The organism is Mycobacterium sp. SVM_VP21 (genome assembly GCA_024758765.1).
GTDB lineage: Bacteria > Actinomycetota > Actinomycetes > Mycobacteriales > Mycobacteriaceae > Mycobacterium > Mycobacterium heraklionense_C.
In genome coordinates this window covers 1,934,049-1,952,238 of sequence record CP101406.1, presented here as the reverse complement: position 1 = coordinate 1,952,238, position 18,190 = coordinate 1,934,049, and the positions used below count along the sequence as shown (strand labels likewise).

2 protein-coding genes and 2 pseudogenes are annotated in these 18,190 nt (G+C 74.2%); 2 read left to right on the top strand and 2 right to left on the bottom strand.

The window, feature by feature from the left end:
- Positions 1–185: 185 nt before the first annotated feature.
- Complete coding sequence (locus NM962_08940) at positions 186–9,176, bottom strand: hypothetical protein (GenBank protein UVO14942.1); 8,991 nt, start codon at positions 9,174–9,176, stop codon at positions 186–188.
- Positions 9,177–9,449: 273 nt separating this feature from the next.
- Between NM962_08940 and NM962_08935 the strand changes: the two genes are divergently transcribed.
- Positions 9,450–10,079: an acetyltransferase gene (locus NM962_08935; GenBank protein ID UVO14631.1), complete on the top strand. Its 630-nt coding sequence runs from the start codon at positions 9,450–9,452 to the stop codon at positions 10,077–10,079.
- A gap of 4,473 nt (positions 10,080–14,552) precedes the next feature.
- Positions 14,553–14,759: pseudogene (locus tag NM962_08930) on the top strand (hypothetical protein).
- Positions 14,760–17,086: 2,327 nt separating this feature from the next.
- Here NM962_08930 and NM962_08925 read toward each other — a convergent pair.
- A pseudogene (locus NM962_08925) lies at positions 17,087–17,404 on the bottom strand (hypothetical protein).
- Between the last annotated feature and the right edge of the window lie 786 nt (positions 17,405–18,190).

Sequence of the window (18,190 nt, the reverse complement as noted above, 5' to 3'; positions counted from 1 at the left end):
TCGCCACGGCGGGGTGACCTCTTCTGTCGACCTCAGGGTCTGACTTCAAACCAGCGCCAACGAGAGCGCCGCGAGGCACCCCGCCCCCGAAGACCACTAATTCAGCAGACTCCTAGGCGGCACCGACAAAGCACGAGGCCCGGCCCGACTGATGTCGGACCGGGCCCTCGTACTTTCGGCGCGGATTAGCCGTGCTGGCCGGTTTGGCCGCCCTGGCCGGGTCCCCCCGGGACGCCGGGTTTCGGCGTCCCGCCGCTCGTCCCGTTGGTTGCACCGGCACCGCCACCGCCACCGGCGGTACCACCGGCGCCGCCGTCACCACCGGAGCCGGGACCTTCAAGACCCTCGCCACCGGTACCACCGGTACCGCCGTTACCACCCTTGCCACCGGTGCCGCCGGCGCCCGGAGCGCCCTTACCCTGGCCAAGGAAGCCGCCATAGCCCTTACCGCCGGTACCACCCTTGCCGCCGACACCACCGGCGCCGCCCTGGCCACCGTTGCCGGCCTCGCCACCGTCACCGTGCTCACCGGCCTTACCGTCACCGAGGGCCACACCGCCGGCACCGCCCTGACCGGCCGCGCCACCGAGGCCGCCGTCGCCACCCAGACCACCGATACCGCCGGTGCCGCCTTGCCGCCCGGGCAGGCCGAGGGAGCCGTCGGCGCCGGTACCACCCTGTCCGCCGGTACCACCGGTGCCACCCTTGCCGCCGTCGCCACCAAGGCCACCGATACCACCCTGGCCACCGTCACCGGAGATGGTGCCACCAGCACCACCGACACCACCGACACCACCGGCACCGCCGGCGAACCCGGTGGCACCCTTGCCACCCTGGCCGCCGCTGCCACCGGCCATGCCCTTGCCCTGGGGGTCCAGGGGCACGTTCTGGCCGGCGGAACCGGTCACACCGGTCGTGGTGTTGGCGCCGCCTGCGCCGCCGTTGCCGGCTTTACCGCCGGTTCCACCAGTGCCGTGCTCGCCGGCCGCACCGCCGTTACCGCCGTTACCGCCGTTGGCGCCGGCACCGGTCGCGGCATTGGCCCCCGACGTGCCGGCAGCGCCGTTACCGCCGTTACCGCCGGCACCACCGTTGCCGAACTCAGCCGTGGAGTTGCCGCCGACACCACCGTTACCGCCGACCTGCGCGAGGCCGCTGCCCAGCGTGACGCCGTTGCCGCCGTTACCGCCGGCACCGCCAGCGGCGATCGCACCGCCGCTGCCGGTGGTGCCATTGTCGGCCTGGGTGACGCCGTCACCACCGAGACCACCAGTACCGGCTGCACCGCCCGCACCGGCCGTGCTGCTGCTGTTGCCGCCCTTACCGCCGGATCCCGCGGCGGCATTGGTGCCGCCGCCCGCGCCGTCACCGCCGCGACCGCCGACACCGGCGTTGCCGCCCTTGCCGCCGTCGCCGCCGTGGCCGCCAGAACCGTCGGCACCGTCGTTGCCGACGGTCGCCGCACCGCCGGCACCACCTTGGCCGCCGGCACCTCCGGCGCCGCCGGCACCGGCCTGGCCGGTCGCGTCGCCTCCGTTGCCGCCGTTGGCACCGGTACCGGCTGTGGCGTTGGTTCCCGCAGTGCCGTTGGCGGCATTGCCGCCGGCCCCGCCGTTGCCACCGATACCGCCGCGGCCGCCGGCGCCGCCGTCACCGGAGAGGGAGCCGCCGGCACCACCGGCACCACCGTTGCCGCCGGCCGTACCGGCCGTGCCGTCGGTGCCGTTGTTGCCGCTGGCGGCTCCAGCCACCCCGTTGGCCCCGGCGCCGCCGTCGCCTCCGATACCGCCCTGTCCGACCTCACCGGCCGCGCCGCCGGTGCCGCCGTTACCGCCGGTTTGGCCGACTGCCGCGTTACCGCCGTGGCCGCCGTGGCCGCCGTTGCCGCCGAGCACCAGACCGTCCTGACCGTCTGAGGCAGCAGTGCCGTCGCCTCCGGTGCCGCCGGTGCCGCCCTGGCCCGCGTTGCCGGCAAGACCGCCGTGGCCGCCGTCACCGCCGGATCCGGCGATCACGTCGCTGCCACCGCCGGCGCCCGAACCGCCATTACCACCGTTGGCGCCGTCACCGGTGTTGCCGCCAGCACCGCCCTTGCCGCCGGCACCGGCGGCGCCGACGTTGCCGTTGGTGGCGTCACCGCCGATTCCACCGCTACCGCCGTTACCACCGGCGCCACCGTCACCGTTGGTGCTGGTGGCGTCGCCGCCGTTGCCGCCGTTGTCGCCGCTGCCGGCCGATGCATTGGTTCCGGTGGCACCGTTGTCGCCGGCGCCGCCGTGGCCACCGGCACCACCGGCGCCACCGACACCACCGACACCACCGTTGCCCGCCGTGAGGCCGCCGTTGCCACCCTGGCCGCCGCTACCACCGTGGCCACCTGCGGTACCGGCCGTGCCGTCGCCGTTGATGTCGGTGCCACCGTCGAGGCCGGCCGAGCCGACGCCGCCGTTACCGCCCTTGCCGCCGGTGCCGATCGCCCCGGCGTTGCCGCCCTTACCGCCGGAACCACCGTCCTGCGCCGAGCCGTCACCCAAGGTCTGGCCGGCGCCACCGTTACCGCCGGCACCACCGTCGCCGCCGGAGCCGTTGGTGCCGTCCTGGCCGTCGGCGGCCTGAACGCCGCCCTGGCCGACACCGCCACTACCGCCGGCACCACCGAGGTCCCGGTCACCGCCGTTGCCGCCGACACCGCCGTTGCCGGCAGTGGCATCGACGCCACCGGCGCCGCCGTTGCCGCCCGCGCCACCATTGCCGGCGTTACCGGCGTTACCGCCGGCACCACCGACGCCACCGGCACCGTTGCTGGCCGCACCACCCTGGCCACCGGCACCACCGGCGGCCGCGTTGCCGCCCAGGCCACCGTTACCGCCGGTGCTTCCGGCGGCGCCGAAGACGCCGTCGCCACCGTTGCCGCCACTACCGCCGACGCCACCGGCACCGCCGGCACCCGCAGCACCGGAGGTGGTGCCACCTGCACCACCGTTGCCGCCAGCGCCACCGGTTCCACCGTCACCACCGAGGGTCCCGTTACCGCCGATGTCGGTTGAACCGGCCGCGCCGTTGCCACCGTGACCGCCGGCGCCACCCACGCCACCGGTACCGATCGCACCGGCCGCGCCACCGTGACCGCCGTAACCGCCGGCTTGGCCGGTCGTACCGTCAGCGAGCATCGCGCCGTTGCCACCGGCACCACCGGCGCCGCCGTTGCCGCCGCCAGCGGCCGCACCGGCCGCACCGTCAGACCGGTAGGTGACACCGTCACCGTTCAAGCCGCCCTTGCCGGCGGTACCAGCGGTACCGCGGTCGCCACCGACACCACCGTTGCCACCGTGCCCAGCGGTGTCGTCGGTGCCACCGCCGGCGCCGTTGCCGCCGCGACCACCGTCGCCCGCGTTACCGGCCGCGCCAGCGTTGCCACCGATACCACCGCTGCCATTGAGTCCAGCATTGCCGTTCGTGGCGCTACCGCCGTGGCCGCCGGCACCACCGTTGCCGCCGTTACCGCCCTGACCACCGTTACCACCGTCGGTGCCGTTGCCACCGTCGCCGCCGCTTCCCGCGCCAGCGTCGGCGCCAGCGAGGCCTTGAACGCCAGCACCACCGGCACCACCGTTGCCGCCAGCACCACCGATACCGCCCTGACCGCCATTGCCGGAGACCGAGCCGCCCTTACCGCCGTTGCCCGCGCTACCACCGGCCGCGCCGTTGCCACCGGTACCGCCGTTGGCCAGCGCAGTCGATCCCGTCGCGCCGGCCGCGCCGGCACCACCGTTGCCGCCGGCACCACCGTTGCCGACCGGTCCAGCATTACCGCCGTCACCACCGGCGCCGCCCATCTGCGCGGTGCCGTCGGCGAGGAGCACACCCGTGCCGCCCTTACCGCCCGCTCCACCGTTGCCGCCGGTGGCCGAGGTGCCGGCGTTGCCGTCGGCCGCCTGACTGGTGTGCCCGGCGTTCCAGCCGCCCGTACCCGCGGTACCCGCCGTGCCGCGTACCCCGCCGTCGCCCCCGTTGCCGCCGTTGCCGGCCGCCGCACCGCTGCCACCACCGGTGCCGTCGGCACCGCGACCGCCGTTGCCGGCGTTGCCGGCGTTGCCGGCGTTGCCACCGGTGCCACCGGATCCGTCCACGCCGGCGCTGCCGTGGCTGGAGGTACCGCCGGCACCACCGTCACCACCGATACCGCCGTTACCGCCGACACCACCGTTGCCGCCATTGGTTCCGTTAGCACCGGACGCCCCCGTGCCCGGCGTGACCGGGGCGGACGTGCCATCGGCACCGTGGCCAGCGTTACCGCCGGCGCCGCCAACACCGCCCTTGCCGCCCGCGCCGCCGTTGCCGGCATCCGTACCGCCAGCACCACCGACACCACCAGCACCGCCGGCGCCGCCGTGCGTGCCGTTGGTGCCGTTGCCGTCACTCAAGGTGGCGCCATTCTCACCGGCCGCACCTGCGCCACCGTTGCCGCCGACACCGCCGGTGCCCACCGACGCGGCGTTACCGCCGTGCCCGCCGGCGCCACCGCCCTGGCCCGTGTCACTACTGCCGCTGATCAGACCCGTGCCGGCGCCGCCATTGCCGCCCGCGCCGCCGTCGCTGCCGATACCGGCCACGCCGCCGCCACCGTCGGCGCCGTCGCCGTCGCTGCCGGAGCCACCTGCACCCGCGGTGCCCGCGGCGGCACCGTCGGCGCCGTCGCCGCCCGCGCCGCCCGCGCCCGCGTTGGCCGCGCCGCCGCCACCGAGGCCCTTGCCACCGGCGCCAGCCGCACCGGCATTACCGCCGGCACCGGCGTTACCACCGACACCGCCGGTGCCGCCGGCGGCGTCTCCACCCTGGCCACCGGAACCACCCTGGCCGCCGGCGCCGGCGTTACCGCCGTTGCCGCCGGCGGTGTCGGCCACCGTCGCGTCCGCGCCGGCACCACCGGCACCACCGTTGCCGCCCTTGCCGGCGTTACCGCCCGCGCCACCATTGCCCGACGTGGTGCCACCAGCACCACCGGTACCACCGTTGCCACCGACACCACCGACCGCACCAGCAGTGCCATTGCCATTGGGGTCGGTGATGCCGTCCACGGTGGCGCCGACGCCGCCAGCACCACCGGCACCACCGTTACCCACGGTGGATGCGTTGCCGCCGATCCCGCCGTTGCCGCCACCCTGGCCAACGTTGGTGCCTGCGATCAGGCCTTCACCGACGCCACCCTGCCCGCCGGCTCCACCGTCGCTGGCGCTTCCGTCCTGGCCGGCACTGCCGTCGGCACCGTTTGTGGTGCCCATTCCACCGGTCCCGACGGTGCCGGCCAGGCCACCGTCGGCGCCGGCGCCGCCCTTACCGCCGTTACCGGCGTTGTCTCCGCCGCCGCCACCAAGGCCCTTACCGCCGACGCCCGCGGCGCCGCCGTCGCCGCCGTAGCCAGAGTTGCCGCCCGCGCCCCCGACACCGTCGGTTGCCGCACCACCCTGGCCGCCGTTACCGCCGTTACCGCCGGTTCCGGCGTTGCCGCCGTTGCCTCCGTCGGTGTCGGCCACGGTGGCGTCCGCCCCCGCACCGCCGGCACCACCGTTGCCACCGATACCGCCGACACCACCGGCACCGCCGTTGCCGGAGGTGGTACCGCCGGCACCGCCCTGACCGCCCGTGCCGCCGACACCACCGGCATAGCCGTCGGTGCCGTTGCCGTTGGGGTCCGTCTCGCCGTCGACGGTCGCGCCCGTACCGCCGGTACCGCCATTGCCGCCGTTGCCGATCGCCCCCGCGTTGCCGCCCTGGCCACCGGTGCCACCGCCCTGGCCGGTGTTGGATCCACCGATCAAACCGAAGCCGTCGCCACCGCGGCCACCCCTACCACCGTCGGCGTTGGTACCCGCGGTGCCGTCGGCGCCAGCGGCACCTTGCTCGGCACCGGCGCCGCCGGCTCCAGCGTTACCCGACGCACCGCCGACGGCGCCGTCGCCGCCGTTGCCTCCGCTACCGGCGTTGGCAGCACCGCCACCACCGATGCCCTGGCCGCCGTCCGCGGCGGTACCGGCGTTACCCCCGGTGCCCGCTGCGCCACCGGTCCCGCCGGCCCCGTTGGCCGCCGCGCCACCGACACCGCCGTTACCGCCCGCGCCGCCGGCCCCTGCGCCGCCGCCGTTGCCGCCGGAGCTGTCGGGCGCGGCGTCGGTGGCATCGAGAGCCGCACCACCGTCACCACCGGCACCGCCGTTACCACCGGCACCGCCTGTGCCGCCGTTGCCCGAGTTCGAGCCACCGAGGCCACCCGCGCCACCGTCGCCACCGATCGCGCCGGTTCCACCGGTGGTGCCGTTATTGCCAACGGTGGTCCCGTTAGCCGCGGCAGCGCCGTTGCCACCAGCACCACCCACACCGCCGTCGCCGTCGGTTCCGGCCGTGCCGCCGGCGCCACCGTTTCCACCGGCCTGGGCCACGTTGCCGGCGAGCAGCTCGCCGTCGCCGCCGCGGCCACCGGAGCCACCGTTGCCGCCGCCGCCTTCGGCACCGTTCGCGCCCTGGTCCGCCTGAGCGCTGTTGTCTGCGTTCCAGCCACCGGCGCCACCGGCGCCAGCCGCGCCGCGGTTACCGCCGGTGCCGCCCTGTGCACCGGATCCGGCCGTGGCGTTGTTGCCGCCACCCGCACCGTCACCGCCGCTACCGCCGTTGCCTGCGTTACCGGCCGCACCACCGGTGCCACCCTGGCCACCGGTGCCGTCAACGCCTGCATTGCCCGCGGTGGCGGTGCCACCGGCACCGCCCTGGCCGCCGGCGCCACCGGCGCCGCCATTGCCGCTGTCGCCGCCGCCGATACCGACGGTGCCGTCGCCGCCGCTGCCGGCCACCGCGTCGAGGCCGGCCTGGCCGTCGAGGCCGTGACCGCCGGCACCACCGGTGCCACCTACGCCGCCCGTACCACCGGCGCCACCATTGCCCGAGGTCGTACCGCCTGCACCACCGATGCCACCCGCACCACCGGCACCACCGGCAACGCCGTCGGTGCCGTCACCGCTGATGTTCGTACCACCCGCCGTGCCCGTCGCGCCCTGGCCACCCGCACCACCGGCACCACCGTTGCCGACCGCACCGGCGTCGCCACCGTTACCGCCCTGGCCACCGGCCTGTACCGTGCCGTCGCCAAGGACCTGGCCTTGACCACCGTTACCACCGCTACCACCGTTGCCACCGGCACCGTCCGCGCCTGCCGTGCCCGAGGCCGCCTGGGTAGAGCCGCCACTGGAGCCGCCGGCACCACCCGCGCCACCGAGACCGATGGCACCACCGGCACCGCCCTTACCACCGTTGCCGGCCGCGGCCCCGGTGCCACCACCAGCACCATCACCGCCGTTGCCACCGACGCCGGTCGCGCCCGCGGCGCCGCCGTCGCCACCGATACCACCGGCACCGTGGGCACCCGCGGTGCCGTGCGCCGAGGAACCACCCGCGCCACCATCGCCACCCACACCACCGACACCACCGTTACCGGCCGTGCTGGAGGCGTCACCACCGTCGCCACCGTTGGCGCCGCTACCGGCAGCCGCATTCACACCCGCGGTGCCATCCTTGCCGGCACCACCGATGCCACCGGTGCCACCACGGCCGCCGGCACCACCGACACCGCCATTACCGGCTTGCGAACCGCCCTCACCGCCGGCGCCGCCGACACCACCGGCGCCACCGGACAGGCCCGTCGTGCCATCACCGTTGGCATCGGTGTGCCCGGCCACACCGGCCGCGCCGTCACCACCGACACCACCGGCGCCACCATTGCCCAGCGAGCCCGCGTCACCACCGCGGCCACCGGCGCCACCGGCACCACCGGCGATCGTGGCGTCGGCACCGTCACCACCACGGCCACCGTTACCACCACCGGTCGCCGCCGCACCCGCAGCACCCGCGGTACCCGACGTCGAACCCGCACCGCCGGCACCGGCCACACCCGCGTCACCACCACGGCCACCGGCACCACCATCGATGTGAGCGCCATCGCCGTCGGCGCCGTCGCCACCGTTACCACCAACACCAGCCGCACCACCATTGCCGCCGTGACCACCGGCACCACCAGTGCCCGAGGAACCCAGCAGACCACCCGAGCCACCGGCACCGCCAAGACCGGCGGCACCACCAGTGCCACCGTTGCCACCGTTGCCGGCCGCGCCACCGTCAGCGCCCGCAGTGGTGGCGTCGATGCCATCACCACCATCGCTACCAGCACCACCGTTGGCACCCTGACCACCAGCACCACCGGAACCACCGGAACCGATCAGCCACGAACCCTTACCACCAGCACCACCATTACCACCAGCACCACCATTGGCACCGGCAAGACCATTCAGCCCAGCACCAACAACCGCCCCCGCAGCACCCACCGCACCATCGCCACCGAGACCACCATTACCGCCCGAACCGAACGCCAAACCAATGCCATCACCACCGGCACCACCAACACCACCGGCACCACCAGCGATACCAGCACCCGCAGCACCACCATCACCGCCGATACCCATCCACCAGCCACCGTTACCACCGGCGCCACCGTCACCACCATCAAGACCCGCACCACCGGCGCCACCATCGCCGAACATGCCCGCCGAACCACCAACACCACCAGTGCCATCAGCAGCCGTACCACCAGCACCACCATCACCGAACCACAAACCACCAGCACCACCAGCAGCCTGCGCCGCCGTACCACCATCAATACCGTCGGCACCATTACCGATCAGAATCTGACCGAACCCGAAAATATTGATGACGTCATTAACCGCAGACCCAAACGAACTATTGATCCACGCCTGACCCAAGTCATGCCACGGGTCATAGAACAACGACCCAAACCAATCATCAGCAGCAGCCGACCCCGGCACACCCGCCAACGACGCATCAAACGACAAACCCACATTCGACAGCAACGGCTCCCACGAAGCCTGATCAAACAACGTCTCCCACGACGACGCCTGACCCAAATCCCCAAGCGCCCCAGCCAAATCCGCACCAACCAGATCAACAACCCAATCCAGCTCATCAGCATGCGCAACCGGAGCCGCCGACAACGGCGCCATCCCAAACGCCAAAAACGCCCCAACCGCACTACCCATAGCCGCCACTCGGCCACCCTGGCGACGAACTGCGCCAGTGAAACCACGACGCTCTGCGCGGTGCTGCTTTCCAGTCATGTGGGACTCCCTATTCTGCGACGAACCCATGTCGGTGATGTCTTGTCGGATCAAGTTTTTGAGTGCTTTTACGGCGCTGATGTCTCAGCAGCGCTGGGGGAAATTCGGCTGCCCAATCAGGCGATGCCGACCAGCATTTCGGCTCAACCACCCACCTGCGGACGTGGCATCATTGGCGGACCCATTGGCGACGGCGTTGCCGTCAACGGAATCGTAGGAGGCATTTGTCATGTTGACCGAAACGGGTTCGGCGACAATGGATTCAGGTGTGCTATGAGTACCCTCATGGCACGACAGTTGGCTGACGTGCCTGACGAGGTCCGCGCGGTTCCGGCGCCACCGCTGCCGGTATTCGCGGAGCCGTACAGTTTTCGCTTCGCAGATCCGGATGCCGATGCCGAGATGATTTCCGAGTGGATGAACCGCCCGCACCTGGCTCGGACGTGGCATTACGACCGGCCCGCCGACGAGTGGCGCCGACACCTGAGCATCCAATTCGAAGGCAACTACTCGCGTCCGTACGTCTTCAGCCTGGAAGGCCAGCCGCTCGGATACATCGAATTGTTCCGTGCCGCACAGGACTACATGTCCACCATCTACGATGCCGACCCCTACGACGTGGGCATGCACGGTGCAATTGCCGATCCTGAGATGGTGCGAAAAGGGCACGGACGGATTGTGGTCACCAACATCATCTCCGGTCTCTTCAACGTAGAACCCCAGTGCCGACGGCTGCTGGGCGACACCGGGAGCGACCCGGACACCGAGGGCAGACGATTCTGGGAACAGTTCGGCGGGGTGTTCCTCGGTGAACACCACATCCCGGCGCTGAACTACCGGCTTGCGCTGTTCGTCTGGCCGCGGTCGCCCGAAGATGTTCCGGCGCGTCGCGACGACACCTAGTACCGCTCGCCCGGGGTGGCGGATCATCATGATCCGCCACCCTTTCCGCCACCACCGCCGGCACCGCCGGCACCGGCACCGGCCGCGCCGTCGTTCTTGCTGCCGCCACTGCCGTTTGACCCGGCGCCGCCGGCCTGGCCGGCTTGGCCGGCCCCGCTCATGCCGCCATGACCACCCTGACCGCCCTTGCCGCCCGTCCCGCCGGAGAAGCCACCCTTCCCCAGGATGTTGTTTGACTTCCCATCGCCACCGGCGCCGCCCTGGCCGCCGGCGCCGCCATCGCCACCCTTGCCGACAGAGCCATCGGAGCCGTCAGCGCCGGCCGTACCGCCACCGTTGCGGAGGGCGCCGCCGTCGCCGCCTTGGCCGGCCGCACCGCCGTTGCCGCCGTTACCACCGGCACCGCCAACGCCACCGGTACCACCGGGGTCCTTATTGGTTGCTTTACCGCCGGTACCGCCGTTACCGCCCTTGCCCCCGTCGGCACCGTTACCGCCGGCACCACCCTTACCGCTGTCGCCGGACTCGGTGCCGCTGGCGCCACCAGCGCCGCCGGCGCCACCGGCTCCACCGGCTTTACCGTCGGTGCCAATGCCACCGGTGCCGCCGGGGTTACCAGCTTGGGCGCCGATGCCCCCGTTCGTCCCGGCGGCGCCCAAGGCGCCGTTCCCGCCTTGGCCTCCTGCGCCACCGTTGCCGTTGAGCGCGGCGTCGCCGCCGGCACCACCGGCCCCGCCGCTTTGGCCGGTGCCATCGGCCAGTTGCACACCCGTACCGCCGTTGCCGCCAGCGCCACCGTTTCCGGTGCTACCAGTTCCTCCGGCCGTCCCACCGGCTGCCTGCGCTGAGTGATTGGCGTTCCAGCCGCCGTCCCCGGCTGCGCCAGCACTGCCTGCCGTGCTGGAGCTGTTGCCGCCCGTACCGCCGAACCCGGCCACCGCGTTGGTGCCGCCGCCGGCGCCATTGCCGCCGCGACCACCGTTACCGGCGTTACCGGCGTTACCACCGTTGCCGCCCTTGCCGCCGACGCCGTCCGCGCCGGCCGTGCCGTACGCGGAGCTGCCGCCGGCGCCACCGTCGCCGCCGATGCCGCCAGCGGCACCGTTGCCGGCCGTGCCGGTGGCGTCGCCACCGTTGGTGCCGTTGCCGCCAGTGCCCGCTGTCGCATTGACGCCAGCCGTGCCGTCCGCGGCGTCGCCGCCATTGCCACCCGAACCGGCCGCGCCGCCAACACCGCCCTTGCCACCGTTACCGCCCTGGCTGCCACCCGCGCCGCCACTACCACCGTGGCCACCGTTGCCGCCGGCGACACCATTGGTGCCGTCACCGGATGCCTCAGTGATGCCGTTACTGCCGGTCGCGCCCGCACCGCCGGCCCCACCGTTGCCACCGTTACCGACGCCGACACCCACGCCACCGCCGCCGCCGTTGCCACCGGACTGTGCGACGCCGTCGCCGAGCATCACACCGGCGCCGCCCTTACCGCCGTTGCCGCCGTTGCCGGTGGTCATGTTGCCGTCGGCGCCAGCCTTGCCGTCGGCCGCGATCGTGTTGTCGCCGCCGATGCCACCATTCCCGGCTGCACCGCCGTAGCCGGCGTAACCACCGTCGCCGCCGCTACCACCGTCACCGGCGATGTGGTCGGTACCGCCGCCGGCTCCGGCCCCGCCGTTGCCGCCACGTCCGGCGTCACCGCCGGCGCCGCCGTTACCGCCGATGCCACCGGCACCTGTGCTGCCTTGGATTCCGTTGGTGACGGCGCCACCGAGGGCACCCGCACCACCGTGACCGCCGGCACCGCCGTTACCGCTGACACCCGCGTTGCCGCCGTTTCCGCCGTCGGCACCACTGCCGGCGGCGGCGTTCTGGCCGTCGGTTCCTTGGGCGACGCCACCGATTCCGCCGGTACCACCCGTTCCGCCGCGACCGCCGGCGCCGCCGTTACCGGAGATGCTGCCGCCGGCGCCACCCACGCCACCGTTGCCGCCCATACCGCCGTCGACACCGTTGGTGCCATTGCCATTGCCGTCGATGATTCCGTTGGCACCGATCGCGCCGTTGCCGCCGTTACCGCCGGCGCCGCCGTTGCCGATCGTTCCGGCCGCGCCACCTATGCCGCCATTACCACCGGTCTGCGAAGAGCCGTCCGCGAGTACCTGGCCGACACCACCGTTACCGGCGTTACCGCCGTTACCACCGATGCCGAGTCCGCCGTCAATGCCGTTCGTCCCCGGGCCGCCGGTACCGGTTCCACCGGCACCGCCTGCACCAGCTGCGGCGCGGTCGCCACCGTGTCCGCCGTTGCCGCCCGCGCCGGCCACGGCGTTGGTGCCGCCGCCCGAGCCGTTGGCACCAGTGCCGCCGTTACCCGCGTTTCCGGCGTTTCCACCGCTGCCGCCGTTGCCTGCGGTGCCGTTGACGGCGCTGCCGCCCTTACCACCGGCCGCACCGGCGGCAGCGTTGCCGCCGTCACCACCGCTGCCGCCGGCCGCACCGTTGCTGCCGAGGGCGCCGTTGCCGCCGTTACCGCCACTGCCGCCGTTACCGCCACTGCCGCCGTTACCGGCGTTACCGGAGATGGAGCCGCCGTTGCCACCGTTACCGCCCGCGGCGCCGGCGGTACCGGACGTGCCGTTGGTTCCGTTGCCGTCGCCACCGGTGATTCCGGCCACGCCGGTGGTCCCGTTACCGCCGTTACCGCCGTTACCGCCGTTACCGATGTTGCCGCCGTCGCCACCGTTGCCGGCCTTACCGCCGGCCTGACCCGTGCCTTGCGCATTGGCACCGTTACCGCCGTTACCGCCGTTACCGCCGTGCGCGGCTGCCAGACCGTCGGTACCGTCGGCCCGCTGCGTGCCGTCACCGTTGAAACCACCGGTGCCACCGATGCCGGCCGTGCCGACGTTGCCACCCGCGCCGCCGTTTCCTCCGGATCCAGCGATGCTGTTGACGCCACCGCTGGCACCATTGCCGCCGCGGCCACCGTCCGCGCCGGTTCCGGCGTTGCCGGCGTTGCCGCCGACCGTGCCCAGACCGTTGCTGCCAGCCGTGCCGTTGGTGGCGGTACCACCGACACCGCCGCTGCCGCCGTTACCGCCGTTACCGCCGTTGCCACCGTTACCGCCGTTACCGCCGTTGCTGCCGGCGCCGCCGGTGTTGGCGACCGCGTCAAGGCCGGCCTTGCCCTGGAATCCGTTGCCACCGTTGCCACCGTTACCCGCGGCCCCGGCGCCGCCACCGGCACCACCATTACCGGCGATGGAGCCGCCCTTGCCGCCCGCGCCACCGTCACCGCCGGAGCCACCGGACTGACCGCTGACACCATCGACGGAGTTGGCCGTGCCACTGGCACCGTTGCCACCGATGCTGCCGACACCACCGGCGCCACCGGCGCCGCCGTTGCCGTAGGTTCCGGCGTCACCGCCGAGACCGCCGTAGCCGCCGCTCTGGGGGCTGCCGTTGGCCAGGATCGCGCCGTTGCCGCCGCGGCCACCGGCACCGCCGTTGCCGCCAGTGCCCGCGCCGCCGTTGCCGCCGTTGACGGCTTGCTGGCCGTCGCCGCTCAGGCCGCCCTTGCCGCCGAGGCCGATCGCGCCGCGGTCGCCGCCGTCGCCACCGTTTCCGCCGTGCCCGGCAACGGCGTTCGTTCCGCCACCGGCACCGTTGGCACCGGTACCGCCGTTACCCGCGTTGCCTGCGGCGCCGCCCTGACCACCGACGCCACCGGCGCCGGCCGCTCCGTCGTTGCCTGCCGTGGCCGTGCCACCGATACCGCCCTGGCCACCCTGGCCGCCGTAGCCGCCGCTGCCGCCGTCACCGCCGTAGCCACCGTTGGCGCCGGAAGCGCCGCTGCCGAATGCGGCGTTAGTGGCGTTGGCGCCGTTCGCGCCGGAACCACCGCGACCGCCCGCGCCGCCGGCGCCGCCGGCACCACCGGCACCGGCGTCGCCGGACTCGCTGCCGCCGGCGCCGCCGTTACCGCCCTTGCCGCCCTCGCCGCCGTAGCCACCGTTGGTGCCGCTGCCGCCGTTGCCGGCGCCGTCGACGAGGCCGTCGACGCCGGCCGTGCCGGTGGAGCCGATTCCGCCGTTACCGCCCGCGCCACCGGTGCCGACCGGGCCCGCCGCGCCACCGTGACCGCCGTCGCCGCCGGCCTGTGGCGATCCGTCGGCGTGCACCACACCGGCGCCGCCGTTACCGCCCGCCCCACCGTTGCCTCCGGTGGCTGCGGCGCCCGCCCCACCTTCGGCAGCCTGCTCGGTGTGGCCGGCGTTCCAGCCGCCCTCGCCGGCATTGCCACCGGCCTCGCCACGGACACCGCCCTGGCCGCCAGCGCCACCGCTTCCGGCCTTGGTGCCGGCGCCTCCGCCGGCACCATTGCCGCCCTGGCCGCCGTTACCGGCGTTGCCCGCGTCGCCTGCGTTGCCGCCGACGCCGCCAAGCCCGTCGGCGCCCACCGCACCGTTGGTGGCGGTACCGCCCGCGCCACCGTCGCCGCCCTGGCCGCCGTTGCCGCCGTTGCCGCCGTTGCCGGCGTTGCCGCCAGCGGTTCCGTTACCGCCACTGCCCGCGCCGGCATTGGTTCCGGCGGTTCCGTTCGCGCCGTTGCCACCGTTGCCACCGTTGCCTGCGGCGCCGCCGCGGCCGCCCGCGCCACCGTCGCCGGAGACCGAGCCGCCCGCGCCACCTGTGCCACCCACGCCGCCGACGCCGCCGTCGGCCCCATTGGTGCCGTTGCCGTTGACGTCGGTGCTGCCGTTGACCGTCGCGCCGGCACCACCGTTGCCGCCGGCACCACCGTTACCCAGCGAAGAGCCGTCCCCACCGGTACCGCCGGCGCCACCGCCCTGGCCGGTGTTGGTTCCGCCGATCAGGCCCGTGCCGGCACCGCCCTGGCCGCCGGCACCACCGTCGCTGCCGGCACCACCGTTGCCGTCCTCGCCCTGGGCTCCGGTCTGTGTGCCGTTGCCGCCGACGCCCGCACCGCCGGCGACCCCACCGTCGGCTCCGGCACCACCGGCACCACCCGCGCCCGCGTTGGCAGCACCGCCGCCACCGAGGCCGACACCGCCGGCACCGGCGACACCGGCGTCACCGCCGTCGCCGGCATTGCCACCGGCACCACCGGTGCCGTTGTTGGCCACACCACCGGTACCACCGGTACCACCCTGGCCGCCGGCGCCGGCGTTACCGCCGTTGCCGCCAGCGGTGTCGGCCACGGTCGCGTCCGCGCCGGCGCCACCGGCACCACCGTTGCCGCCCTTACCGGCGTTACCGCCCGCGCCACCATTGCCCGACGTGGTGCCACCAGCACCACCGGTACCACCGTTGCCGCCGACGCCACCGACCGCACCAGCGGTGCCATTGCCATTGGGGTCGGTGCTGCCGGCGACGGTGGCACCGAGACCGCCGATACCACCGGAGCCGCCGTTTCCGACTGCGGCCGCGTTACCACCGGCGCCGCCGTGACCACCGGCCTGGCCGCTGAGGCCGTCGCTGGCCAGGCCACTGCCGTCGCCTCCGTTACCACCGGCCGCGCCGTCACTGCTGCCGCCGGCCTCGCCGGCCGCACCGTCGGCGCCCGCCTGTGCACCGGCACCGCCGGCTCCGAAGTTGCCTGCCGCACCGCCGTCGGCGCCGTTACCACCGGCGCCACCGCTTCCGGCGTTGTCGAAGCCACCGCCGCCGAGGCCCTTGCCACCGGCCGCGGCCGCACCGGCCGCGCCACCGTTTCCGGCGTCGCCACCGGTTCCACCGGTGCCATTGGCCGAGGCGCCACCGGCGCCACCGGCACCACCGGCGCCACCGGCACCGGCACTACCGCCGTTACCACCGGCCGCACCTGCCACCGTCGCGTCGTTAGCCGCACCACCGTCGCCACCGGAAGCACCGGCACCGCCGGCTCCGCCGGCACCACCGTTGCCCGAGTTGCTACCGCCGGCACCGCCCACACCGCCCGATCCGCCGGCGCCGCCGACGCCACCGGTGGTGCCGTTGCCCGCCCCGTCAGTGCTGCCGTTCGCTGCGTCTGCGCCCGCGCCGCCCGCACCACCGGCTCCACCGTTGCCGTTCGTGGCGGCGTTGCCGCCCTGGCCACCGGCGCCACCGGCCTGACCGGTCAGACCGTCACTGGCCAGGCCGCTGCCCGCGCCGCCGTTGCCACCGGATGCACCGTCGGTGTTGAGGCCCGCCTGTCCCGCGCCGCCGTCGGCGCCCTGGCCGGCACCGGCCCCACCAGCACCGCCGACACCTGCCGCACCACCGTCGGCACCGGCACCACCGGCGCCACCGTTACCGGCTGCGTCGAGGCCGCCACCGCCAAGACCGCTGGCACCATCCGCGGCGTACCCGGCCGCGCCACCGTTACCTGCGTCGCCGCCCGCACCACCGGTGCCATTGACCGAAGCGCCACCGGCGCCACCGTTACCACCCGCACCGCCGGCACCGGCACTGCCGCCGTCGCCGCCATTGGCGCCGGCCACCGTCGCGTTGTCAGCCGCGCCGCCGTTACCGCCGCGACCGCCCTGGCCACCGGTACCACCGGAACCACCGGCACCGGAGTTGGATCCGCCCGCACCGCCGGCGCCACCCTGGCCACCGGCGCCCGCGTTGGCACCGGCGGTACCACTACCGCTGAAGTCGGTGATCCCGTTCGTACCGTCAGCGCCCTTGCCACCCGCGCCACCGACGCCGCCGTCGCCGTCGGTAGCTGCGTTGCCGCCCTGGCCGCCCGCGCCACCGGCCTGACCGGTCACGCCGTCGCTGGCCACACCACTGCCATCAGCGCCGGAGCCACCGGCGCCGCCATTGCTTCCCGCTCCGACATTTCCGGCACTACCGGCAGCGCCGCCGTCAGTCCCGGTACCGGCTGCGCCGGCCGCACCGCCGACTGCACCGTCACCGCCCTGGCCGCCCGCGCCGGCCGCATCGGCACCGCCGCCGCCCAGGCCCTTACCGCCAGCCGCAGCCTGGCCGGCGGCGCCACCGTTACCCGCGGCGCCACCGGCACCACCGATGCCGATAGCCGAGGTACCACCGGCACCACCAGCACCACCGATACCGCCGGCGCCGGCGCTACCGCCATTGCCACCCGCGTTGCCGGCCACCGTGGCGTCATCGGCCGCGCCACCGTTGCCGCCGGTGCCGCCGGTGCCGCCGGCGCCACCCACGCCGCCCGTGCCCGAGTTGGTACCGCCGGCACCACCGGTGCCGCCCGCACCGCCGGCACCACCCGTGCCACCCGCAGTGCCGTTGCCATTGCTATCGGTGACGCCGTTCTCGCCGGTCGCGCCCCGGCCACCGGCACCGCCGGCACCACCGTCACCATCGGTACCGGCGTCGCCACCGTTACCGCCCTGGCCACCGGCCTGTACCGTGCCGTCGCCAAGGATCTCGCCTGCGCCACCGGCGCCGCCAGCGCCACCGTTACCTTCGGCGCCCGCGGCACCCGCAGCGCCCGAGGCCGCCTGGGTAGAGCCGCCACTGGAGCCGCCGGCACCACCCGCGCCACCGAGACCGGCAACGGCGTCAGCTGCGTTACCGCCCTTACCACCGGCACCGGCCGCGGCCCCGGTGCCACCACCAGCACCGGTACCACCGACACCACCGTTACCGGCACCGCCACCGACGCCGCCGTCGCCACCGATACCACCGACACCGTGGGCACCCGCGGTGCCGTGCGCCGAGGAACCACCCGCGCCACCATCGCCACCCACACCACCGACACCACCGACACCGCCGGTGTTGGAGGCGTCACCGCCGTCGCCACCGTTGGCGCCGCTACCGGCAGCCGCATTCACACCCGCGGTGCCATCCTTGCCGGCACCACCGATGCCACCGGTGCCACCACGGCCACCGGCACCACCGACACCACCATTACCGGCTTGCGAACCGCCCTCACCGCCGGCGCCACCGACACCACCGGCGCCACCGGACAGGCCCGTCGTGCCATCACCGTTGGCATCGGTGTGGCCGGCCAGGCCGGTCGCGCCGTCACCACCGACACCACCGGCGCCACCATTGCCCAGCGAGCCCGCGTCACCACCGCGGCCGCCGGCACCACCGGCCGTGCCGGCGATCGTGGCGTCGGCACCGTCACCACCACGGCCACC

Coding starts and splice junctions, on each gene's coding strand:
- NM962_08940 (UVO14942.1), bottom strand. CDS start 9,176: ATGACTGGAAAGCAGCACCGCGCAGAGCGTCGTGGTTTCACTGGCGCA.
- NM962_08935 (UVO14631.1), top strand. CDS start 9,450: ATGAGTACCCTCATGGCACGACAGTTGGCTGACGTGCCTGACGAGGTC.